This window comes from Idiomarina abyssalis (assembly GCF_900116625.1).
GTDB lineage: Bacteria > Pseudomonadota > Gammaproteobacteria > Enterobacterales > Alteromonadaceae > Idiomarina > Idiomarina abyssalis.
On record NZ_FPBE01000006.1, the window covers coordinates 39592 to 62936 of the forward strand.

General features: G+C 48.1%; 22 protein-coding genes. 19 read left to right on the top strand and 3 right to left on the bottom strand.

Features of this window, described 5'->3' with window-relative positions; genetic code table 11:
* Window position 1 precedes the first annotated feature (1 nt).
* The 10 genes from gspF to BM359_RS10670 all read left to right on the top strand — a co-directional run bounded on the left by gspF (window position 2) and on the right by BM359_RS10670 (window position 7631).
* Entirely contained in the window at window positions 2–1228 is a 1227-nt protein-coding gene (gspF, locus tag BM359_RS10625) for a type II secretion system inner membrane protein GspF (protein WP_054489312.1), read from the top strand.
* A 2-nt stretch (window positions 1229–1230) separates the two neighbouring features.
* Window positions 1231–1668: a type II secretion system major pseudopilin GspG gene (gene gspG / locus BM359_RS10630; RefSeq protein WP_054489310.1), complete on the top strand. Its 438-nt coding sequence runs from the start codon at window positions 1231–1233 to the stop codon at window positions 1666–1668.
* On the top strand, window positions 1643–2209 hold the full coding sequence (gspH, locus tag BM359_RS10635) for a type II secretion system minor pseudopilin GspH (protein ID WP_224798248.1): 567 nt from the start codon (window positions 1643–1645) through the stop codon (window positions 2207–2209). The genes gspG and gspH overlap by 26 nt, the downstream gene beginning before the upstream one ends.
* Before the next feature lie 2 nt (window positions 2210–2211).
* Complete coding sequence (gspI, locus tag BM359_RS10640; protein ID WP_054489306.1) at window positions 2212–2604, top strand: type II secretion system minor pseudopilin GspI; 393 nt, start codon at window positions 2212–2214, stop codon at window positions 2602–2604.
* A complete protein-coding gene (gene gspJ, locus BM359_RS10645) occupies window positions 2594–3277 on the top strand; it encodes a type II secretion system minor pseudopilin GspJ (RefSeq protein ID WP_054489304.1) in 684 nt (227 codons plus the stop codon). Before gspI ends, gspJ begins: the two co-directional genes overlap by 11 nt.
* Window positions 3267–4253, top strand: a complete 987-nt coding sequence (gene gspK, locus BM359_RS10650; RefSeq protein ID WP_054489302.1) for a type II secretion system minor pseudopilin GspK — start codon at window positions 3267–3269, stop codon at window positions 4251–4253. Before gspJ ends, gspK begins: the two co-directional genes overlap by 11 nt.
* Window positions 4254–4256: 3 nt before the next feature.
* A complete protein-coding gene (gene gspL, locus BM359_RS10655) occupies window positions 4257–5477 on the top strand; it encodes a type II secretion system protein GspL (protein ID WP_054489300.1) in 1221 nt (406 codons plus the stop codon).
* Entirely contained in the window at window positions 5474–5992 is a 519-nt protein-coding gene (gene gspM / locus BM359_RS10660; RefSeq protein WP_054489298.1) for a type II secretion system protein GspM, read from the top strand. The genes gspL and gspM overlap by 4 nt, the downstream gene beginning before the upstream one ends.
* A complete protein-coding gene (locus BM359_RS10665) occupies window positions 5989–6735 on the top strand; it encodes a type II secretion system protein N (protein WP_054489296.1) in 747 nt (248 codons plus the stop codon). The genes gspM and BM359_RS10665 overlap by 4 nt, the downstream gene beginning before the upstream one ends.
* A 77-nt stretch (window positions 6736–6812) precedes the next feature.
* Window positions 6813–7631 carry a mechanosensitive ion channel domain-containing protein gene (locus BM359_RS10670; RefSeq protein WP_054489294.1) on the top strand — a complete coding sequence of 273 codons (819 nt, stop codon included), beginning with the start codon at window positions 6813–6815 and terminating at the stop codon, window positions 7629–7631.
* 47 nt (window positions 7632–7678) lie between these two features.
* Here the strand turns inward: BM359_RS10670 and BM359_RS10675 are convergent, their stop codons facing one another.
* A complete protein-coding gene (locus tag BM359_RS10675; RefSeq protein ID WP_054489291.1) occupies window positions 7679–8947 on the bottom strand; it encodes an O-acetylhomoserine aminocarboxypropyltransferase/cysteine synthase family protein in 1269 nt (422 codons plus the stop codon).
* Window positions 8944–9852, bottom strand: a complete 909-nt coding sequence (locus BM359_RS10680; RefSeq protein WP_054489289.1) for an alpha/beta fold hydrolase — start codon at window positions 9850–9852, stop codon at window positions 8944–8946. Before BM359_RS10680 ends, BM359_RS10675 begins: the two co-directional genes overlap by 4 nt.
* A 154-nt stretch (window positions 9853–10006) precedes the next feature.
* Here BM359_RS10680 and xseA point away from each other — a divergent pair, with 154 nt between their 5' ends.
* The 3 genes from xseA to BM359_RS10695 all read left to right on the top strand — a co-directional run bounded on the left by xseA (window position 10007) and on the right by BM359_RS10695 (window position 13113).
* Window positions 10007–11317 carry an exodeoxyribonuclease VII large subunit gene (xseA, locus tag BM359_RS10685; protein ID WP_054489288.1) on the top strand — a complete coding sequence of 437 codons (1311 nt, stop codon included), beginning with the start codon at window positions 10007–10009 and terminating at the stop codon, window positions 11315–11317.
* A 75-nt stretch (window positions 11318–11392) separates the two neighbouring features.
* Window positions 11393–12700 carry an alkaline phosphatase gene (locus tag BM359_RS10690; RefSeq protein WP_054489286.1) on the top strand — a complete coding sequence of 436 codons (1308 nt, stop codon included), beginning with the start codon at window positions 11393–11395 and terminating at the stop codon, window positions 12698–12700.
* 65 nt (window positions 12701–12765) lie between these two features.
* A complete protein-coding gene (locus BM359_RS10695; protein WP_054489284.1) occupies window positions 12766–13113 on the top strand; it encodes a DUF4870 family protein in 348 nt (115 codons plus the stop codon).
* Between the two features lie 46 nt (window positions 13114–13159).
* Here the strand turns inward: BM359_RS10695 and BM359_RS10700 are convergent, their stop codons facing one another.
* A complete protein-coding gene (locus tag BM359_RS10700; RefSeq protein ID WP_054489282.1) occupies window positions 13160–14332 on the bottom strand; it encodes a DcaP family trimeric outer membrane transporter in 1173 nt (390 codons plus the stop codon).
* A gap of 182 nt (window positions 14333–14514) precedes the next feature.
* Between BM359_RS10700 and acs the strand changes: the two genes are divergently transcribed.
* The 6 genes from acs to BM359_RS10730 are packed head-to-tail and all read left to right on the top strand — an operon-like array spanning window position 14515 to window position 23344.
* Window positions 14515–16455 (top strand): acetate--CoA ligase, encoded by a 1941-nt coding sequence (acs, locus tag BM359_RS10705; protein ID WP_054489280.1) that lies wholly within the window; start codon window positions 14515–14517, stop codon window positions 16453–16455.
* A gap of 21 nt (window positions 16456–16476) precedes the next feature.
* A complete protein-coding gene (locus BM359_RS10710) occupies window positions 16477–17109 on the top strand; it encodes a response regulator transcription factor (protein ID WP_054489278.1) in 633 nt (210 codons plus the stop codon).
* On the top strand, window positions 17106–20579 hold the full coding sequence (locus tag BM359_RS10715; RefSeq protein WP_054489274.1) for a PAS domain-containing hybrid sensor histidine kinase/response regulator: 3474 nt from the start codon (window positions 17106–17108) through the stop codon (window positions 20577–20579). Before BM359_RS10710 ends, BM359_RS10715 begins: the two co-directional genes overlap by 4 nt.
* Window positions 20576–21577: a UDP-N-acetylmuramate dehydrogenase gene (gene murB, locus BM359_RS10720; RefSeq protein ID WP_054489272.1), complete on the top strand. Its 1002-nt coding sequence runs from the start codon at window positions 20576–20578 to the stop codon at window positions 21575–21577. Before BM359_RS10715 ends, murB begins: the two co-directional genes overlap by 4 nt.
* The gene (gene birA / locus BM359_RS10725) at window positions 21574–22569 is read left to right on the top strand and encodes a bifunctional biotin--[acetyl-CoA-carboxylase] ligase/biotin operon repressor BirA (RefSeq protein ID WP_054489269.1); all 996 of its coding nucleotides are present in this window, start codon (window positions 21574–21576) and stop codon (window positions 22567–22569) included. The genes murB and birA overlap by 4 nt, the downstream gene beginning before the upstream one ends.
* Window positions 22556–23344: a type III pantothenate kinase gene (locus BM359_RS10730; protein WP_054489267.1), complete on the top strand. Its 789-nt coding sequence runs from the start codon at window positions 22556–22558 to the stop codon at window positions 23342–23344. The genes birA and BM359_RS10730 overlap by 14 nt, the downstream gene beginning before the upstream one ends.
* Window position 23345 lies beyond the last annotated feature (1 nt).

The window sequence follows — 23345 nt, forward strand, 5'->3', positions numbered from 1 at the left end:
GGTGGCAGCATTTGAATACCAGGCTGTTGAAGCTAACGGCAGAAAGAAAAAAGGGGTTTTAGAAGCTGACACTGAGCGTCAGGTGCGCCAGTTGCTGCGTGAGCAGGGCTTAATGCCATTGAGCATAGCCCCCGCAGCTGATCAGGACAGAAAGAAAACCTTAACGCCGCGTTTCGGCTTGCCTCAACGTAAAGTTAAAGCTCAGGATTTAGCGCTTATAACCCGTCAGTTGTCTACGCTGGTGGGTTCTGCACTTCCTATTGAACAGGCACTGCTGGCTGTTGCGGATCAAACCGAGAAGCCACGACTTAAAAAGCTGCTAATGTCAGTAAGAAGTAAAGTCGTTGAAGGTTACGGGCTGGCCGAAGCCATGTCTGAGTTTCCCGGGGTATTTGACTCCTTATATACGGCCATGGTGGCTGCCGGGGAAAAGTCCGGGCATTTAGACACCGTACTGGATGAGCTGGCGAACTATACCGAGCAGCGGCAGCACATGAAAAGTCAGTTGACTCAGGCGCTTATTTATCCGCTCATGCTGACTTTGGTTGCAGTTGGTATTGTTGTCTTTCTGTTGGTGTCTATTGTGCCGCAGATAGTGGATAACTTCTCTACTATGGGACAGGAATTGCCCCCTACAACACTGGCGATGATAGCCATAAGTGAGTTCTTGCAGAACTGGGGGCTGTGGTTGTTAATAGCTATCGCCTTAGTTTTGGTGGCTTTCAATCAGTGGCTGCGAAACGAAAAAAACCGCCTGAAATATCATCGTCGACTGTTAAAACTTCCTATGCTGGGTAAGGTCATAAGAGGGGTGAGTACGGCGCGTTTTGCCAGAACACTCAGTATTTTGACTTCTTCTGCTGTTCCGCTGCTTGACGGCTTGCGCATTACATCGTCAGTGATAGGCAATTTAGCCATACGGCAGGCTGTCGATGAAGCTGCTGACCGTGTGCGCGAGGGCTCTTCAATGCGAGGTGCGCTGCAGGAAACCGGGTTATTTCCACCTATGATGCTGCATATGATAGCGGCTGGGGAGAAGTCAGGTGAACTGGAGCAGATGCTGAAACGCTCGGCAGATAACCAGGATAAAGAGTTTGAGAATTTGGTATCGGTCAGTTTAAAGGTATTCGAGCCGGTGCTCATTGTGACTATGGCCGGTATCGTATTCTTTATTGTGCTGTCTATCATTCAACCCATTTTACAATTAAATAATAGTGTAGGGCTTTAGCTATGAGACGTAATCAATCAGGTTTTTCATTAGTCGAAGTAATGGTCGTTATTGCCATTATCGGTATTCTGGCGACTATGGTGCTACCCAATGTTCTGGGCAATCAGGAAAAAGCGAATGAACAAAAAGTTATCGCTGACATTGTTGCTTTAGAAAATGCATTGGCACAGTATCACCTCGACAACGGCATGTTCCCAACGACTGAGCAAGGCCTTGAAGCTTTAGTTAACGAACCGAACTTAGATCCTCAGCCGCGCAGTTATCGTCGTGGTGGTTATATCCGCCGGTTACCACAAGACCCTTATGGTAATGACTATCTGTTATTGAACCCGGGCCAGTATGACGATGTTGATATTTTCTCGCCGGGTCCTGATGGGCAGCCGGGCACTGATGATGACTTCGGCAGCTGGATGATTGGCAACAACGACCGTGATCAATAAGCGTCGTCAATTTGGTTTTACCTTAATTGAAGTCATGCTGGTGATGGCCATCCTGGGCCTTATCGCCAGCGCTGTTGTGTTTACCCTGCCAGGCGGTGAGCGTGGCGGAGATTCTCCTCATAACGCTGCTGTTGCGTTACGTCAGCAGCTTAACTACGCACGCGAATATGCCATGGTCAGGCAGCAACCTGTCGGTCTCAAGTTTCATGAGGACGGATATCGTTTTTTATTCTGGCAGGACGAACAATGGAAAGAGAAGAGTCCTCGTGGTTTGCGGGCCCAGAAGACCGAATGGCCAATGCGCTGGGAGTTTACCAGTCGGGGTATAGCCATAGTTGAGCAAAGTGAGTCCTTAGAGAGTGGCCTATTCGCGGATGAAAGTGACGATGACAGTCTGGTTCCCGATATTCTGATTCTTCCAAGCGGCGAGATGACATTGTTTAGTGTTCATATCGAGCATTTAAACGAGCCTGAAGCGGAACGCTGGTTGATTGCACAAAACAGTTGGTTAATCAGTATCTCCGAAGAGGCTCCGGAGTAGTTATGCGGCTAATGCGAGGGTTTACATTAATTGAAGTGATGGTCGCTTTATCGGTTTTTAGTCTGGCCGCTTTGGCGGCGTTACAAGCGGCCAGTGGACATTTGACCGGGTTAAGTGCCCTGCAGGATAAAACCTTCGCACAGTATGTGGCCTCTAACCGTCTGGCTGAGCTTTCTATTGAAAACAACTGGCCGCTGGAAAACGGACGAAAAGGCCAGCAAGAACAAGCTGACATTACCTGGTACTGGCAACAACAAGTGACCGAAACCGTAACGCCAAATGTGGTTGCGGTAACGATAAAAGTGATGAAGAGCGAAAACGGCCGTGAACACTTTCGGCTAACCCGTTACGTGCGTAAACCGGATTCAGCGGTGGAGTCTCGCAATGGTCGCTAACTCTGCAAACAGAGGGTTCACCTTAGTTGAGGTGTTGGTCACCATGGTGATATTCGCCATCATCGGTATTGCGAGTTTTCAAGTGCTGAACCAAATGGTCAGCACAGAAGAGCAATCGCAGAAACAGCGTGATCAGCTAGAGCGTTTGCAGTTTAGTCAGTTGCTGATGCAGCAGGATATTCGCCAAATGGTCGCTAAACCGACGCGGCCATCGGCTATGGAAATTACGCATCAGTATTTAAGTAACGACCCAAGATACTTTGAATCAGACGGCGGCGTGCTGGCGTTTGTCAGAAGCGGTTTTGATAACCCCGGCTATATTCTGCCGCGCAGCGAATTGCAGCCGGTGGTTTACCGCCTATGGGAGGGTGACTTACAGCGCGTTACCGAGACATTTGTTAATGATCGCTCATCAGAGCCGTCAATTCAGACGTTATTAGAAGATGTGAATGAACTCTCTTTTCGGTTTTATCGCAGTGAAGCGGGGAGTCGCTCGAGTCGAGACACAGAAAAGGGCTGGAGCGATAGCTGGGAGAGTGCAGGTGACTTACCTCAGGCGGTTGAAGTTATCATTGGCAGTGAAAACTTTGGCACCATTAGGCGGGTGTTTCTGATTGCTGGTGTTGGTCAGTTAGCAGTTGATGACTCTGAGGGGGATCGAGGTGCCAACTAACTTAACCCGGTCGTCGCAAAAGGGAGCGGCACTGATAACCGTCCTGCTGGTCATTGCTTTAGTATCGGTTATTGCCGTCAACTTAGGTGGCAAACTACAGTTGCAAATAACCCGTATGGGAAATCTGCAACAAGCTGAGCAGGGCTACTGGATGTGGCTAAGCGCCGAAGATGTTTTAAAAGAAGTGCTTAAAACAGAGCTCGATGAGAATGATGGTGTCGCCCATAGTGAACAAAACTGGGCGGGTCGCAATGGGCCTTTCCCTGTCGAGGGCGGCCAAATCGCCGCACGAGTAAATGACTTGTACAGCTGCTTTAATCTAAACAGTTTGAGTGCTGACGCGGAAGATCCAGGCACACTGGAAAAGCGCAAACGGCAATATAAAGCCTTGTTACAGGCATTAGATATTGATAATTATCAGGCCGAAATTTTGACCGACAGTCTGGTAGACTGGATAGATGAAGATAGCGAGTTATCGGGAAGCAATGGTGCAGAAGATCCAGACTACGAAAGCTTACCCAAGCCCTATCTTGCAGCAAATAGTCACTTGCTGGACTTGAGTGAGCTAAGAATGGTACGCGGTTACAGTGCTAAAATTGTTAATAAACTGAAGCCCGTTGTTTGTGTTATTCCTAATGAATCTGAATTAAAAATAAATATAAATACACTGGAACAAGAGCAGGCAGCGGTACTGACGGGCGTGACAGAAGGTAAGTTGTCAATTGCTGATGCTATGTCGCTTTTGGCCAATAGGCCGGAGCAGGGCTACGAGTCGGATGAAGAGTTAACCGAATTAGCTGAGCTTGAAAATGTTCGTTCTGAACTGGAAAGTGACCTTTCAGAGCTGACGGTAAAAAGCGAGTATTTCCAGCTGGTTGCGATGATCCAGTGGGGTGAAATAGAGATGAGAGCGCGCTCGGTATTACATTTAAACCAAGGTCGAGTACAGACATTGTACCGGGCGATGGGAGATTAGTTTATGCAAGAAACACTGATTCTGCGTTTGCCAGCTTACGGTACGAATGAACCCATACCCTGGCTGGTTTGGCATAAAAATCAGCAGGAGTTAATTGCCAGCGGTAGCCTGAATTCAGTCGATGAGCTTTCTCAGCTCAAAGACAAAGCAGGCCGTTGCGAGGTTGTTGTTGCCTTGCCGGGGCAGGACGTCTTTATGACAAAGGTAACACTGCCTGCGGGTACTAAGAGACACCTGCAACGCATTATCCCTTATGCACTGGAAGAAGAGCTGGCAAGTGACATAGAGCAGCTGCATTTCTCCTGGCCGGACGTAAAAGGAACGGAATTACCTGTCGCCGTAGTCGCAAAAGAGCGAATGGATGAATGGCTAAAACTGTTTTTAGAGGCCGGTATTGACGCTCCTTACTGGGTGCCTGATTGTTTCCTGCTTCCGTATCAGGAAGATGTTTGGCAGGCGATAGAGCTTGGTGACAGCGTTATTGTCAGAACGGGAACCTGGGAAGGTTTTACCGTTGAAAAAGGACAGTTTGCAGAGTTAGCACCGGCCCTTGCTTCAGAGCAGGAAAACCCAACCGAAATTGTTCACTACGGTGAGTTAAACTGGCCTCAGTCTCCGGCACCTTTAACTGCTGCCGATATCGAAGTACCTTTTACTATTGCGGTGCAAAGTCTTGAAACGGGTAATAAGCTTAACCTAAGGCAGGGAAACTATCGTTCACACAGAGCGAAACGTTCAGTAGAGCTCCCCTGGCAGGCTTTTGCCACAGCCGCAAGTGTACTTTTTGTCTTGGCTATTGTGTTAAATGGTGTGCGTTACTGGCAGCTAAATTCACAAAGCGAAACGTTGAAAGCTCAGGCTGAGCAACTTTATCGGGATGCATTTCCAGGTAATACCCGAATTGTGAATTTGAAAGTTCAATTGCAACGACAGTTAGACGGACTGGGTCTCGGTAATTCAGACCAGGTATCAGTGCTTGCTGTTCTGCAGCAATTAGAACCGGCATTTAAGTCTCAACCTGACTTGCAGCTTGAGCTGTTGCGGTTTCAGAATAACGAATTGCGGTTGCAGGCAACGGCTAAAAGTTTTTCCCAGTTTGAATCTTTCCAGCAAGCCGCAAAGGCAGAAGGCCTGAATATTGAAGCCGGCTCAATGAGTAACCGCGGAGAAACGGTATCAGGCGCATTGACGGTGCAAGTTGAAAGTGGAGGGGCACAGTCATGAACGGACTCAAATGCTACTTAAAGCCTTATCTGGATTTGGGCGCCCAACGCTGGCGCCAGTTTAATCAACGTGAGAAGACGTTGCTGTCTGTATTAGGCGGTGTGCTTTTTATTGCTTTACTGTATTTCGCTGTGTGGCAACCCAGTGCTCAGGCAGTGGCTAATGCCGAGCGCAAGTTAGAGGCTCAACAGCAGCAGTACCAGTGGGTACAGCAAGCTATCGCACGTTATAAAAAGTTAGAGGGTAAAACCGGACAACGAGAAAGCGCGTCTGGTTCAGTGAGTCAACGCATTAACCGTGCTGCTGCAGCGCAAGATATCCAAATAGCGCGTTTGCAACCTCAGGGTCAGGACTATTTATTGACCGTGGATGAAGTGTCTTTCTCTGACCTGGTAAGTTTTTTGGCTGAATTAGAGCAGCGCCAGCAGTTAGTATTGACGTCGGTCGATATTGCAAAATTGAATGCACCCGGACAAGTTAGGCTCCGTAAATTGTTAGTAAGAGAGGCTTCATGAATCTAAAGCGCTGGATACCCTGGTTAGTTGTCGTGTATCTGGTTGCCATGCTGGTTATGCTACCGGCACGAGTGGTTTACTGGTTTCCGCTACCGGATAACATCCGGATATCTCAGGTGAGTGGTAGCTTATGGCAGGGGACTGCCGGACAGGTGGCTGTTGATGACATAGTGCTGAGTAATCTGGCGTGGGACTGGCAGGTCTCGTCTGTGTTGCTGGGCGAGCTTGTGGTGGATGTTAACCTTCCTCAGAACAACAACCCTTTTGCGTTGAACGGTCAATTGCTGGCCGGCTCAACAAAGGTTGGCGCGAAGAATGTAACAGCCAGTGGTGATGTCAACGCGCTATTACAGCTGGTTGGTACTCGCTTACCGCTAAAAACGGGTGGTAACTGGCGCTTGTCGCTGGACAGCTTTGTGGTCACTGCTCCCGGGCCTGTGCGTTGGTGTGACGAGCTGCAGGGGCAGGCACGAGGAGAACAAATACGCGTATTGGTCAATAACCAATGGCAGTCTCTGGGGGATTTTCCGGTTGAACTCGGCTGTAGTGATAATAATGCCGTTACGCTTGCTATGGACGGAAATAATAGTCTGGGGCTGAACTTTAACGGCAGTATTAATAGTCAAAGTTTTAATGCTCAGGGAACGGTTAAACCGACACCAAGAACACCTGAAGGTTTAGCTAGAATGATGGAGTATATGGGGAAACCTGACTCTCAGGGACGTTACTCCTTCCGGTTGTGATCTGACTTGCAGGTCAGTCCGTTTACAATTACTGTAATTAATAACTCGTTTAAGCCTCTGCCTAATAAGGAATTTGTATGGATAACATCGTTCAGTGGATTAATGATAACCAGGATATGCTGATCGGTTTCTCGATTAAGTTTGTTATCGCTATTGCGATACTCATTATCGGTAAAATGGTTGCGAATACTGTTACCGGTGTAATGACCAAGAACATGCGTAAGCGCGAAGTAGACGGTGCAGTCATCAGTTTTGTGGGTGCGATTCTGAAAACGGTAATATTCATTGCCGCTATTATGATGGCGTTGTCACACGTTGGTGTTGAAACCACTTCCTTTATTGCTATTTTAGGTGCGGCAGGTTTGGCCATTGGCCTTGCTCTGCAGGGGTCTTTGTCAAACATTGCATCGGGCGTTTTACTTATTATGTTCCGTCCTATTCGTGCCGGCGAATATGTAGACGCTGGTGGTGTTTCAGGAACGGTTGAACAAATTAATATTTTTCAGACGATAATGAAAACGCCGGACCGTAAGGTGGTTTTTGTTCCTAACTCTGAAATTATTGGCGGCCCCATCGTCAACTACAACCGCGAAGAGTTGCGCCGTATCGATTTAGTGATTGGCGTTAGTTACAGTGCTAACTTACAGCAAACGAAAAAAGCACTGATGGATGTTATTACCAGTGACGAGCGTGTACTGAAAGATCCTGAACCTGTGGTTACGGTAACCAACCTTGGTGACTCTTCGGTCGACTTTAACGTGCGTCCGTGGACAAAAAATGAAGATTACTGGCCGACCCGCTGGGATCTTCTGGAACGTATTAAAGACCGTCTGGATGAAGAGGGTATTGGCATTCCCTTTCCCCAAATGGACGTTCACCTGAAAAAAGAAGACTAACGTTTTGTTTAAAAAGGCCACTGAAAGTGGCCTTTTTTTGTACTTAATTAACTCAAAGCTTGTGAGATATCAGCAATAATATCTTCCACATTTTCAATACCCACACATAAGCGTATGGCTTCAGGTTTTACGCCAACCGAGGCTTGCTCTTCCGTTGATAGTTGCCGGTGCGTTGTTGATGCAGGGTGGCAGGCCAGTGACTTGGCATCACCGATATTGACCAGACGCTTAAACAGTTTCAGCTTGTCATAAAAAGTCACACCGGCATCGTAGCCACCCTTAACACCAAAGGTTAGTAGCGAAGCCGGTACTGCATTCTTAATGTATTTCTTTGCCAGTTCTTGATTCCGGTGTTCTGGTAAAGCTGCAAAGTTAACCCACTCTACCTGAGGATGTGCTTTTAAATATTCAGCCACTTTTAATGCGTTTTCACAATGACGTTCAATACGTAAGGCCAGAGTCTCCAGCCCCTGCAATAGCAGGAAGGCGTTAAACGGTGATAAACAGGCTCCGGTATTGCGCAGCGCAACGGTTCGCACTCGTGCTATAAATGCGGCGGGGCCAAAAGCATCAGTATAAACCACGCCATGATAGGCGGGCTCGGGTGAGCTAAACTGAGGGAAACGCTGTTTTTCCTGAGCCCAGTCGAAACGACCACTGTCAACAATTAGACCGCCAACCGAATTGCCGTGGCCACCGATGTATTTCGTCAGCGAGTGAACAACAATATCTGCACCGAAATCAACAGGCTTGCAGAGTATGGGGGTTGCGACTGTATTATCAACGACCAAAGGCACCCCATGTTTATGTGCAACCTGAGCATACCCTTCTAAGTCGGCGATGTTACCGGCAGGATTGCCGATACTTTCGCAGTAAACCGCTTTGGTTTTACTATCAATAAGCTTCGCTATATCTTCAGGCTTGTCGGAGTCGGCGAAACGCACCTCAATACCAAATGATGGCAGCATATGGCGGAATAGCGTATAAGTTCCGCCGTAAAGCTGTGGTGTAGTGACAATATTGTCGCCCTGACTGGCCAAAGTAATGAGAGCATATTCAATCGCGGCCATGCCGGACCCCACGGCAAGTGCTGCAACACCGTGTTCCAGTTCTGCCACGCGTTTCTCCAGAACATCGTTGGTCGGGTTCATAATGCGCGAGTAGATATTTCCTTCAACCGCTAAATCAAACAGATCGGCGCCGTGCTGAGCGTTATCAAACTCGTATGACACCGTTTGATAAATGGGCGTTGCTACCGACTTGGTTGTTGGGTCGGTTTCATAGCCATGATGTATGGCTAGTGTTTCGTCTTTCATGCGGACTCCAGTTGAGATTCAGTTAAAAAATGCGTTAAAGCCGATTGGTATTGTTCGACATTTTTAATAAAACCATCGTGACCAAAAGGTGTTTCAATGGTGACTCGACCTGTGTGATTAGGGAGTAATTGCTCCAGCTCCGTGACCAGACTTGGAGGCGCGATAGCATCATTATGAAAGTCGATAAGTTGCACCTTTGCCTGAACCCTGGTTGGATCAATGCTGTAGTCATTCAGTATTGGTGTCAGGTGTGTGAACAGGCTGCGACAGTTATTACCGTTTTGTTTTAACAGCTTTTCTCCCTGATACAGAAGATACTCAAACGCATCGTCGGCGTGGTTAAACCGTTGCTCGAACTCTTCAGCGGTACGGTAACTCAGCATGGCCAGCGCCCGGGCGAGAATAATTCCGGACTGATCATCACCGCAGCGCTGAATCAATGCTTGTTGAAAATAGCGCAACAGGGCGGAATGAACAGAAGGCTTATGAGCGGCTCCAATAGCTGTCAGATGAGTTAATTCCGTTGGGTGGTCAGCAGCAAACTGAAGCCCCAAAACACCACCAAAGGATCCGCCAACCCAGGCTTGCAGATCACTGGTTTCATCTCGTAGTGCCTGACGTATGGCCTCACTGTGCTGTTGAACCGTTAAAGGAATAGCAGGGCAGTCAGAACCTCCCAACCCGCCAAAGTAATCAAAGCTAATGACTTGTACATCATCGAGATCAGAAAATACCGGGTGAAGTGACTGCCACCAACCGCTTTTATCTGGCTTCCATAGTCTACCGCTGGCGCTGATGCCCCCTTGTACAACAATTGCAGGCGCGTCGGCATCGCCATAACGGTAGCCTTTGATGCGTCCGAAGGAGGTCTCTTTGTAAAAACTGCGGGCAACTGGCTGAACCATAGCTAACCTCGCGTTGATGAACCATTTCCTGACTGTAATAAATGGATATAAAGCCGTCAAGACATTTAGACGTCTAAATGCAATTGGGCTTATTTTGATATCCGTTGAGTGTGGTATGATTTCGCTATTAACTTTAAAGAAAAGAGTGACGTTCATGGTGTATTCGGTCAGCCAGTTAAACATTGAGATCCGGCAACTGTTAGAGCAGGGGTTCGGGCAAATTAGTCTGGTTGGAGAAATCTCAAATTTTGCGGCACCGGGCTCCGGACATTGGTACTTCACTTTGAAAGATGAGCGTGCTCAGGTTCGTTGCGCTATGTTCCGCAATGCCAATCAACGCGCTAAAGTTCGACCGCAAAATGGTATGCAGGTTCTGGTGCGGGCTAAGGTCACGGTTTATGAGCCGCGCGGCGACTATCAACTGATTATTGAACAGGTGGAAGATGCCGGGCAGGGGTTATTACAGCAACGCTATGAGCAGTTAAAGGAGAAACTCTCGAGCGAAGGGTTGTTTGCGACTGAACGCAAGCGGGTACTGCCCGAGCACATTCATAAAGTTGGTGTGCTGACGTCGCCAACGGGTGCTGCAATAAAAGACATATTAGCTGTCATGAAGCGTCGCGACCCTAGCGTGGAAGTCATTATTTATCCTAGTGCCGTTCAGGGTGAAGCGGCGGTACCACAGTTGCAGGCCATGCTGAAAACCGCTTTTGAACGTAATGAAGTGGATGTGCTTTTAGTCAGCCGTGGTGGCGGTTCACTGGAAGATTTATGGTGCTTCAACGATGAGAGTTTTGCGCGTCTTTTGGCCACGGCACCCATGCCAACCATTAGCGCGGTCGGTCATGAAATTGACTTCACCATCTCTGACTTTGTTGCGGATGTCAGAGCTCCGACGCCGTCGGCGGCTGCCGAGCTGGTAACCCGCGACCAGCAGCAACAGCAACAAAAAGCTCAGGCTCTGCAAAAACGCTTAGCTCTGGCCCAACAAAGACTGTTACAGCGTTTAAAGCAGCGCTGGCAGTTTCTGCAGACTCGTCTTCAGCAGCAGCACCCGCAACGTCAGCTGCAACAACAATCACAATTGGCTGATGAATTGCAGGCTCGAGCCAGCCGTGCACTGCAGAATCGTTTAGCACGTCAGCAACAGCGGGTTTCTTACCTGCAAGGCCGATTACAGGCGGTTCACCCGCAAAAAGAGCTACAGCGTTTACACGACAAGTTGAATCATCAGCAACAGCGCCTGCCATTAGTCATGCAACGGTTGTTAAAAGAGAACAGAGCCCGGCAGCAGCAGTTAATGCAGTCATTAAACCTGGTTAGTCCGCTAAACACACTGGAACGCGGCTACGCAATTGTCCGCACCGAGAGCGGTGACGTTGTTCGCAGCGAGAAGCAGGTGAGCGTTGGCAGTACCATAGAGGTTAGGCTGGCCGACGGAAGCATTACCGCTAAACGGCAATGATCCTGAGTTTATTGTCATATTCCTGACATCCTGGCTTTGTTATACTGCGCAAGTTATTCAAAAAGGAGTCGTGGTATGAAACTCAAAGCATTAGTGGCTGGTATTGGACTGGCTTTCGCATCCTCTATGGTGCATGCAGAAGAACAGAAGCCAAATATTATCTATATTATTGGCGACGGTATGGGGTTTGAATTTATTACAGCCTACCGTTATGCCATGTCCGATTTAGACAGTAAAACCATTGCTAAAACCGAGTTTGACGCCATGCTGAAAGGCGCGGCAACAACCTATCCAGATGATGATACCTGGGTGACCGATTCGGCAGCCGGTGCAACGGCCCTTGCAACAGGGGTTAAAAGTTACAACGGTGCTATTGGTGTTGACGCTAACAAGTATCCTTTGCAGACGATGATGGAACTGGCACGTGAGAGCGGTTGGTCAACGGGCTCGGTATCGACTTCGCAAGTGAACCATGCCACGCCGGCATCCTTCTTTACTCACCACCCATCGCGCTACGAGTACAACCAAATAGCGGATAAAATTGCGACTCAGGTGGTTGAGGGTGAAGCTTCTTTTGATGTCATGTTAGGTGGTGGACAAAGCTACTTTGACCGTGATGATAAGAACTGGCTGGATATTTTACCGGAACATGGTATGCAAATTGTAACCGACATGGAGCAGTTGGAGTCAGTCGATACGGCACCCGTAATGGGACTTTTTGCTGAGAAAGGTTTGCCTTATGCCATTGATGGTGATGTTGATGCTCTGGCAAATATGACACGCACTGCTTTACGTTTGTTGGATAAAAAGCAGCAGCCTTTTGCGCTAATGATTGAAGGCAGTGAAATTGACTGGTGTGGTCATGCTAATGATATTGCCTGCGCTGTGCACGAAATGGACGGCCTGAACCGGGCTCTGCAAGTTGTTCGTGAGTACCGCGAGAATAACCCGAATACTTTGATTGTTATGACGGCCGACCACTCAACCGGCGGACTGACTATTGGACGTGATGGTGAGTATGCCTGGTATTCTGATCGCGTTATGCAAATTGAAAGCTCAATTGCGCATATGAGTGAAGAAATGCTTAGCATGGACTCCGACAATTGGCCGGACTACGTTGCGGACAAAGTGAACTTTGAGCTCACTCAGGACTATATTGATGAACTCGCTATTGCCGCTGAAGAAGAGGGCGAAGCGCGGGAAGACAGCTTACATCAGGCGTTGGTTTATATAACGGGCGATATTACCGGTACCGGCTGGACCACCAGCGGGCATACGGGTGTTGATGTTCCTGTATTTGCCGCCGGCCCTTACAGTGAAAACTTCGGTGGCTATATGGATAACACCGATATTGGTAAAGCACTGATTGAGATTGTTCGTTAAAAGTAGTTAAATCGTTAGTTGTTGATGATGCAGTTTGGGATAAAACAACAATAAGAGGAAACCTTATGACAATGGAAGTGAACTCAGAACATCAGGAACAACTAAAGAAAATGGCACTTGTTGGGTATATTTTATATGCCCTGAGTCTCATTATTCCTTTTGCGTCGATTGCCGCTGTTATTTTAGCCTACTTAAAGCGCAGTGAAGCCCGTGGCACTTGGGTGGAAAGTCACTTTAACTGGTTAATTAAAACCTTCTGGGTAGGCGTTATTGGAACAATCATTGGTATTATACTGTTGTTTGTTGTGATCGGTTATTTAGTGCTACTGGCGGTTACCATATGGGTTATTTACCGTGTAATCCGTGGTTGGCTGGCGCTGTCAGAAAACAAACCTGTTATTGCTGACATTTAATAAAGAAAGATGTGTAGCCTGACATAAATGTCAGGCTACGCGGTCTTTAGAATTTATACATCGCCATAAGTTGAAGGCGGTTTAAGTCACCGTCTACACTAGCTTCCGTTTCACGATTTGCTTTTGAAATCTCTGCACCGAAAGTCAGGTTAGATGCCGGTGAATACATTAAGTTAAACGCAAGGCGTTGAGTGTATTCTGTCATATCGCCTGCCAAAGCCAGTACTTCACCATCGTTATCTGCCCAGCCGCGAGAGTACACCACGTTTGAACGCAGTTTCTCTGACCAGAAGTGGCGATAAGCAAAGGATACACCGGTTGAGTCAATGGCTTCTAACTCACCATTGCTGTCAATATAGGCACCGTTCCAGGTGTTTAGACCTAAATAACGACCTAAACCTGAACCTGTGGTAACTGATGCGCGGATATCATCCATGCCGAAGGTGTATTTAGCGCCAAAGCTGACACCGTAACCAAAGGTGGTTTCATCATCGCCAGTTTGACTGACATCGTAAGTTAATTGGCGTAAAAGTGCAGAAGCCTGCCAGGTTAAGTTGTCAGTTTTACCGGTATATTTAAAGGTTACGTCCGGTGCAAAACCGTCACTGGAAATAATACGACCGCCACCAACCGGAGTTACGGTTGTTTCAGGGTTTTCAATTGAGGCACTAAAGCCCCCCGAGGTATAGCGGATTTGTGCCTGGCGCACGAAAATAATGCCGTCAGTAATACCGATAAAGTCGACGGATTCAGCCAGAATGTTTAGGTCCTGAAAGTTAGACCAGGTTTGACCAAAAGTCCATTTCCCATATTTTAAAAATGCGTGACGTAGACGCGGATTATAAGAGTTTGAAATACGTTGGTCACCGTCAGGCGTCAACATAAAATCCATTTCGATATGGCCGGTCAGAGTTTCGCCATTATCTAACTCAGTGTCGGTGGTAAGGAAAAAACGCGACTGACGTGCGTGAAAATCGGTGACCATGTCGTCGCCTTCACCACCCACAGGGGTGAGGCTTGGAATATACTGTTGCCGAGCGATACTGCCGCTTGAAGGTGCCTGACCATCGGTGTAGTCCGATACCATCATGTCCAGTTTAACAAAACCACCAAAATCGATGTCAGTTTCGTTTGCCTGAGCGCCTAAGCTCATAACACCGAGTACGGCAGCGCTTGCTGCTGATACGGTGAATTTCTTTGCGATACTTGCTTTAGCCATGGTGTTCTCCCCTGTCAGCCAAGTGTTCGTTTTGATCGTGCATTTTATTGTTATGCCAAAGATAAACGCTGTTAATTCTCGTTAACTGGTCAATTTTTATCAATCTAGACTATGGTCTAATAGTGTTTAAGCCCTTTAAAACGTACAACAGATACCATCTTGCGAATAAGGAGGAAGAGGTAATGTCGCAACTGTATTCAGTTCCTGAACATATCAAAGCTAAAGCCAAAATCGATAATGACGGTTATAAGAAACTTTACCAACAGTCAGTAGACGATCCTGAAGGTTTCTGGAGTGAACACGGACAGCGAATTACTTGGTTCACACCTTACACCAAAGTTAAAAATACCAGTTTCGAACCGGGTAAAGTCAGTGTTAAGTGGTACGAAGACGGCACTCTAAACGCCTGTTACAACTGTGTCGACCGTCACCTTGCTGATAAAGCCGATAAAACCGCGATTATCTGGGAAGGCGACGACCCTAGTGTAGACAAACACATCACCTACCGCGAGCTACATAAAGAGGTATCCCGTTTTGCTAATGGCCTGAAAAAACTAGGTATAAGCAAAGGTGACCGCGTTGCTATTTACATGCCAATGGTGCCGGAAGCGGCTTATGCCATGTTGGCTTGTGCGCGCATTGGTGCGGTTCACTCGGTTATCTTCGGTGGGTTCTCACCAAACGCCATTGCTGACCGTATTAACGACTGTCAGGCAAAAGCCATTATTACCGCGGATGAAGGTCGTCGTGGCGGCAGCACTATTGGCCTGAAAGCCAATGTGGATAAAGCTTTGTCGGGCGGCGCCTGCCCTTCGTTAGAGCACAGCATTGTGTGCCGTGTAACTGAAGGTGATGTCGACTGGACTGAGGGTCGTGACGTTTGGTGGCATGAACTGGTTGGTAACGTCAGTGACGAATGTCAGGCAGAAGTGATGAACGCCGAAGACCCGCTATTCATTCTTTATACCTCGGGTTCAACCGGCAAGCCTAAGGGCGTGGTGCATACTACCGGTGGTTATATGGTGTACGCATCCATGACCCACGAGTACGTTTTTGACTATCAGGAAGACGAAGTTTACTGGTGTGCCGCGGACGTTGGCTGGATCACTGGTCACTCGTACATTGTTTACGGACCGTTAGCGAACGGTGCGACAACCCTGATGTTCGAAGGCGTTCCTACCTATCCGGGTGTTGGTCGTATTGGCGAAATTGTCGATAAACATAAAGTGAACATTCTTTATACGGCACCAACAGCTATTCGTGCGTTAATGGCAAAAGGTGACGAGGCAGCGAAAACCTCGACCCGCGAAAGCTTACGTATTTTGGGCAGTGTTGGTGAACCGATTAACCCGGAAGCCTGGGAGTGGTATCACCGCGCTATTGGTAACGGTAAATGCCCAATTATGGATACCTGGTGGCAAACGGAGAACGGTGGTATTTTGATTACTCCACTGCCGGGAGCCACGGATTTGAAGCCGGGTTCTGCCACTCGTCCTTTCTTCGGTATTCAGCCGGCATTAGTCGACAGCGAAGGCAACCTTCAGGAAGGCGAAGCGGAAGGTGGTCTGGTGATTAAAGATTCCTGGCCGGGTCAAATGCGGACACTGTGGGGTGACCACGAGCGTTTCGAGCAAACTTATTTCTCGACCTTTAAGAATATGTACTTCAGTGGCGACGGCGCACGCCGTGATGCCGATGGTTACTACTGGATAACCGGCCGCATGGATGACGTTCTGAATGTGTCAGGACACCGCCTGGGTACCGCTGAAATTGAAAGTGCGCTGGTAGCACATAAGTCTGTGGCGGAAGCGGCCGTTGTTGGCTATCCGCATGACTTAAAAGGTCAGGGTATTTATGTGTACGTAACGCCCGTTGAAGGTGTTGAGGTAACCGATGAATTGACCAAAGAAGTTCGTAACTGGGTTCGCTCTGAATTAAGCCCAATTGCAACGCCTGATTTGATTCACTGGACCACTGGTTTGCCTAAAACACGTTCGGGTAAGATCATGCGCCGCATTTTGCGTAAGATTGCTGCGAATGAGTATGAAAACCTCGGTGACACCTCTACGCTTGCTGATCCAAGTGTGGTAGATTCATTGATAGAAAATCGAATGAATAAATAATGTCACTTAATTTGGAATCTCATGGCGAAATTTTTAATCGCAGATGACCACCCATTGTTTCGCGAGGCGCTGCAAGGCGCTCTCGCGAATCACTTTTCTGAACTTACCTTACGCGAAGCCGAAGACTTAGATTCAACTTTGGCTGCGTTAAATAAAGACGATGACGTTGATTTACTTCTGCTGGATTTACATATGCCCGGAAGTGGCGATTTATATGGCCTTATTCGTGTAAGAGAAGATTACCCGCTTTTACCCGTCGCTATTATTTCTGGTAGTGAAGACTCGTCAATTGTTGCTAAGTGCATTGGTTTTGGCGCTTTGGGCTTTATTCCAAAGTCGTTACCCTCTGCCGAAATAGCAGAGGCTATAGATACCATCTTACAAGGTGAGACCTGGGTTCCAAAAGAAACCCGGGAGCGGCTGGATGTGATTTCAGATGAAGATCAGGAGCTGGCACGTAAGGTTGCCGAACTGACCCCGCAACAATACCGGGTGCTGCATTTCCTTCACGAGGGTCTGTTGAATAAACAGATTGCCTATCAACTGGGAATAACCGAAGCAACGGTTAAAGCGCACATTACTGCAATATTCCGAAAACTGGGAGTTTACAGTCGTACCCAGGCTGTTTTGGTGGCTGAACGTCTGCAATTATGACCTGGCTACTAATATTTGCCTCACTGGCTTATGTGATCTTTCTTTTCGCTGTTGCCACCTGGGGTGACCGGATTGGTTCCTGGGCGAATAAGGTTAGCCATAAACCTTTTGTCTACTCCATGTCGTTGGCAATTTATTGCACGTCCTGGACTTATTATGGCGCTGTAGGAAATGCCGCTGTCGACGGTTGGGCATTTTTCCCTATTTTGTTGGGGCCTATTCTTCTGTTCTTGTTTGGTATCCGAATTCTGGAAAAACTGGTTTCGGTTAGTAAACAACAAAACATCACCTCCATTGCCGATTTCATTTCATCCCGATTTGGGAAAAGACGACGCCTTGCCGTAGCTGTTACCGGCATTGCAGCTGTTGCTATCATTCCTTACATAGCACTTCAGCTTAAGGCTGTAGGTATCAGCTTTGCCGTATTAACCGAAAATACCGGCATGATGGCTGAGTTCTCAATCAAAGAATTGGGTGCTGCGGCCTTAATGGCTATTTTCGCCATGCTGTTTGGCACCCGGCATGTTGAGGTTACCGAGTATCGCAGCGGTATGATTCTGGCGATAGCGGTAGAGTCCATGATTAAACTGGTGGCACTAATGGCTGCGGGTATATTTGCCTGGTCTCTTATTCAGGGCGATGCGCAGTCTGATTTAATCAGTTCGTTTACCGACATTAGTAAGCCGCAGTGGTCTTTCGCCTCATTCGGCGAGTTTGAGTTTATTGTCCAGACCTTTATGGCCGCCGGCGCAATTCTTTGTCTGCCCAGACAGTTTCACGTTGCGGTTGTGGACAATGTCGACGTTCGACACTTACGCACTGCCCGTTGGGGGTTCCCACTTTATTTAGCGTTAACGGCCGCCGCTATAGTTCCCATTGCTATTGCCGGTACCTTTTATCTTTCGGCAAGCTCTGACGGTTCAACTTATGCGCTGCAGCTGCCGCTTTTGAAAGATCAGTTGTGGTTATCTCTGGTTATCTTTATTGGCGGAATTTCGGCCGCAACGGCTATGGTGATTATTGCCTCTGTCACGTTGAGTACCATGATCACTAACGATGTCATCATGCCTATTTTGCTGCAGCGTGAATCGCGCTTGCCGTTAAAGCACAGACGAAGAGAATACGACCGGGCGTTATTGTTAATCCGCCGTGTGGCCATTGCCGTGACTATGGTTTTGTCTTTTCTGTGCTACTACTTCTGGGCCGCACGTACCAACCTGGTCAGTATTGGCTTGCTGGCGTTTTCTCTGGTTTTGCAGCTGCTGCCGGCTTTACTCGCTGCACTTTATTGGCGAAAAGGTCACGCCCGTGGTGTTTATGCCGGGCTGCTGGCTGGTTCCGTGGGTTGGGTCATCGCGGTATTAATTCCTTTGTATACGAACAGCCAACTGACCGATGTCGAAATTATCACCCGTGGAACCGTTGTTTCACTGGGGCTTAATACCTTCAGTTTTATTGTTTTTTCTCTGCTGGCAAAGCCGCGGTTAGTCGACAGGATTCAGTCAACGGCTTTTGTAAAACCAAGAGCGGCTCTACCAGACTTACACTTAAACAAGAACGACAACGCGACCAACGCAGACATGTTGTTGCTGCTCAAAACCTTCCTGGGCGCAGAGCGTGCCCAGCAACTTATGCAGTACTATCAGCGTCCCGAAAATACGGAACTTAAGCTCGAAGAAATTGCAGAAAAGCCGTTTATTAGCTTTGTTGAACGGGCTATTGCCGGTGTCTTGGGTTCTGCAACAGCCCGTTCGTTAATTGATGCCGCCCTGAGGGATAAGCAGCTTAACCTGGAAGAGGTTGTTCACTTTTTTGACGACACGACTCAGGCGCTACAAACGCAGCAGTCAATACTGTTCAGTTCGCTTGAGAACCTGGCCCAGGGTATTAGTGTTGTCGATGCTGAGTTACGACTGGTAGCCTGGAATAAGCGGTATCTGGACTTGTTCGAGTACCCTGAGGGCATGGTTAAGCCGGGGCAGCCGATTGCTACGCTCATTCGTTACAATGCAGAGCGTGGCGAATGCGGTCCGGGTGAGGTGGACGAGCTGGTTGATAAGCGTCTGCGTTATATGCAAATGGGCTCGGCGCACCGCTTTATTCGCCGCAGAGCCGATGGACGGGTTATAGAAATGGTAGGAAACCCGTTACCAACCGGCGGCTTTGTTACCAGTTTTACCGATATTACGTCACACGTTGAGACTCAGCAGGCGCTGGAAGATGCAAATATTGACCTTGAGCAGCGGGTTGATGTTCGTACGCAGGAAATTCGCGAAATTAACCAGGAGCTGACGGCTGAAATCGATAGGCGTCGTCAGGTAGAAGAAGAATTAAAAAAGGCGAAAGCAGAGGCTGAAGCTGCAAATGCTTCGAAAACACGCTTTCTGGCCCTGGCCAGTCATGATATTTTACAGCCACTAAATGCAGCACGGTTATACCTCTCGGCAATTCAGGAAAAAGAACTCTCAGAGCGTAACTTGTCGTTAGTGGGTAAACTCGATACGGCGCTTGGCTCAACCGAGCATCTTTTGTCGACTTTACTGTCGATAGCGAAGATGGATCAGGGGGCGTTAAAGCCGCAGTTCCGGCATGTTCAGCTCAGTTCCGTTCTGGATCCTCTGGTGGAAGAATACGCTGTACTTGCTGAACAGAGAAAGCTGGACTTTCGCGCTTTTTACAAAGACAGGCCTGTGTATACCGATCCGACGTATTTACGGCGTATCGTGCAGAACTTCTTATCTAATGCCATTAAATACACGCAGAAAGGCAGTGTATTATTAGGGGTTCGTAAGCGCGGAGACGAACTCCAAATTGCGGTGTGGGATACCGGTCCGGGTATTGCTGCGCAGCAACAGAACAAAGTATTTGATGCATTTTATCGAGTGCAGAACCAGACGGTAGACGGAGTCGGGTTAGGGTTAAGTGTTGCTCAACGTATGGGTGAGCAACTCAATTGCGATATTCAGGTTGAATCGGTTGAAGGCAAAGGTTCCTGTTTTTCGGTGCGAGTACCGTTAGGTAATGCCGCTCAAGTCATCAGCCGCCCTAAAAAACAACAGGAAGATGCGCTGTCTGACCGCCTGCAACTGATGGTTGTGGATGACGATAATGAAAATTTGAGTGCCTTAAGTGCTCTTTTGAGTAAGTGGGAGTGTGAAGCTCTGACTTTTAACAGTTATAGCAAAGCTTTGGCTTATGCCAAGGCACACCGTGGTGATAAAGCTCCTCAGGGGCTGCTGCTGGATTACCAACTCGGTGACGGCGACGGTTTAGCCTTAGCAGAAGAGTTACGTGACATTTGGCAGCAAAAGATACCGGCGGCGTTAGTCACTGCAATGCGTGATGACGCTGTGAAACAGGCCGCCAGAAAAAGCGGCCTGCAATTTTTACCAAAACCGGCTAAACCCGCCGCATTAAAAGCATTTTTGAAGTACATCAGCACCCGAAAGGCAGGAGGAGCCAGAAGTTGATAGAGCTTGCTGAGCGACATACTTTTAAGTTACCGGCCAAATGCCGGACTTTAATTGAACTGAACAGCAGCGACGAGGTTGAGCAGTTAGCTTTTGAAGAGCCTTATTACTTGCTGGGTGAAGGCAGCAACACCTTGTTTCTGGAAGACTTTCAGGGAACCGTTGTCTGTAACCGTTTGCTTGGCGTGTGCATTGAAGAGCTGGAGACAAGCTTTTTAGTTACCGCGGCAGCCGGTGAAAACTGGCACAATTTTGTGACCGACTTACGCGGCCGAAACATTGATGGTATGGAAAATTTGGCATTGATACCCGGCTCAGTGGGAGCGGCTCCTGTTCAAAATATTGGGGCCTATGGTGTGGAAGTGGCGACATTTATTGAACAGGTAACAGCCTGGGATATTAGCGAAAAGTGCTGGGTGAGTATGAGCACAGAGGACTGCCAGTTTGCTTACCGGGACAGTTTGTTTAAACAGCACCCCGGGCGCTGGCTGATAACATCCGTAACTTTTCGGTTACCTAAAGACTGGCGGCCTGTGACTCATTACTCTCCACTGAACCAGTTGAGCGATAATGCGAGTGCACAAAGCATTTTCGACAAGGTTATAGAAGTACGCCAGAAAAAATTACCTGACCCCAAAGTCATTCCGAACGCAGGAAGCTTTTTTAAGAACCCTGTTGTTTCTAATGCGCTACTGGAAAGCTTATTGCAGAAATGGCCAGATATAGTCTATTTTCCCGCTGACGAGAGTCGTTCAAAAGTAGCAGCTGGCTGGCTGATTGAACACCTGGGTTTGAAGAGCTTAAACGAGGGCGATGCAGCGGTTAATCCGAATCAGGCACTGGTGTTAATTAACCGGGCAAGAGCGACTGGAGCAGATGTCAGCCGGTTGGCACAGAAAATTATGAAGCACGTAAAAGAAGCCAGTGGAATTGAACTGGAGCCGGAAGTTCGTCTGGTTGGCCAGCACGGGCTTGTGCAGTTGGCGGCAGAAAAATGAAACAATCAGAGCGCCTTGATCAACTGATTACCTTGTTAGCTAATGGTGAATTTCACTCCGGGCAAGCTATTGGTGAGTCTCTGGGGATATCCCGGGCAGCGGTTAATCAGCATATTCATAAGCTGGAAGAGCTTGGTCTTGAGTTGTTTTCTGTCACAGGGCGTGGCTACAAACTGGCAAGGCCTATTGAATTGCTGCGCTCACAAGCGATTGAAAAAGAAACACCGGCGCAATGGAAAAATAAACCAGAGTTTGAAGTACGCTCCGTGGTTGATTCCAGCAATGACCAGGTAAAAGAACTTGCTAAGTCAGGAACTTTGGACGCCGGCTTCTCCTTATTTGCAGAAGCTCAGACAGCCGGTCGTGGGCGGCGAGGCAAACAGTGGTACTCGCCTTTTGGCAGTAACCTCTACCTAAGTATTTACTGGCCGCTGGATGACGGTATTCATGGCGCTATGGGGTTAAGTTTAGCCGTTGGTGTTGCTTTGGCGGAATGCTTTACCAATTTGGGTATTGATGAGGTCAGTGTAAAATGGCCTAACGATGTTTATATTGCTGGTAAGAAAGTGACCGGAATTCTGGTTGATTTAGAAACCGCTCCGGAAGGTGCTGCGCACAGCATTATTGGTATTGGTATTAATTTAAGAATGCCGGACCATGTCGGAGAAAAAATTGATCAGGCGTGGACAGATTTAAACTCTGAGTTACCACAACCTGTTTCACGTAATAAGGTTGCGGCCGAGGTGCGGGCATCGGTGTTGTCTGCTTTGCAGCAGTATGGACAGAGCGGGCTTTCCGCGTTCCAGCAACGCTGGCAGCAGTACGACCGCTTTATCGATCAACCGGTAAAACTGATTATGGGGCAGAGGGTTTGCTTAGGAACCTGCCGTGGGATTGATGAGAACGGTGCTTTACTCGTAGAAGATGAGCAGGGCGTACGTCGCTATTTTGGTGGTGAAGTTTCATTGAGGGCGCAAGATGCTATTAATTGATGCCGGTAATACCCGCAGTAAATTTGCCTGGTGGGATACTGACACCGACGAGATTGAAATACTGGGTGCGATACCTCACCAAAGTTGGCTTAATGACTTGAGTCATTCGCTAAAAGAGCTATTGCTGGAAGTGATCAGTAACCAACAAATTCAGCACGAGCAAAAAGCCATAGGTTGCAGCGTTGCTGCGGTACAGGTGATGGACACCCTGAATAGCTCACTGGCGGAGCTTGGTATCAGTGTTGTCTGGCAAAAAACGAAAGCGGAACAGGCCGGAGTCATTAACGGCTATGGTGAACAAGCTGAGCGTCTGGGTTCTGATCGCTGGATGGCATTACTTGGCTGTCACGAGCAAATTCAAAAGAATGCCTTGATAGTAGATGCCGGTACTGCATTAACGATTGACTGGCTGAGAGCTGACGGCCGACATCTGGGAGGCTGGATAGTCCCCGGACGGCAGCTCATGCTAAATGCCCTTGGCCAGGGAACAGCGAATTTAAAAGGTATTACGGTAGACGACATTGAGCGTGACGGGCTTGCGGCCGGGCAAAATACCTTTGACGGTATTGCTCAGGGAACGGAAGCTGCGCTCACAGGCGCTATTGCACAGGCTATTCAGTTATCTCGGGAGCATTTCTCGCAAGAGTCTTTTGATGTCGTTGTTACCGGTGGCGATGGTGAGCATTTAATGCGAACCTTGTCTGGTAAATTTCGTCGTTATGACGATTTGTTGTTTAAGGGTTTGCGACTCTGTGCCGATAACCTAAACAGTTAAA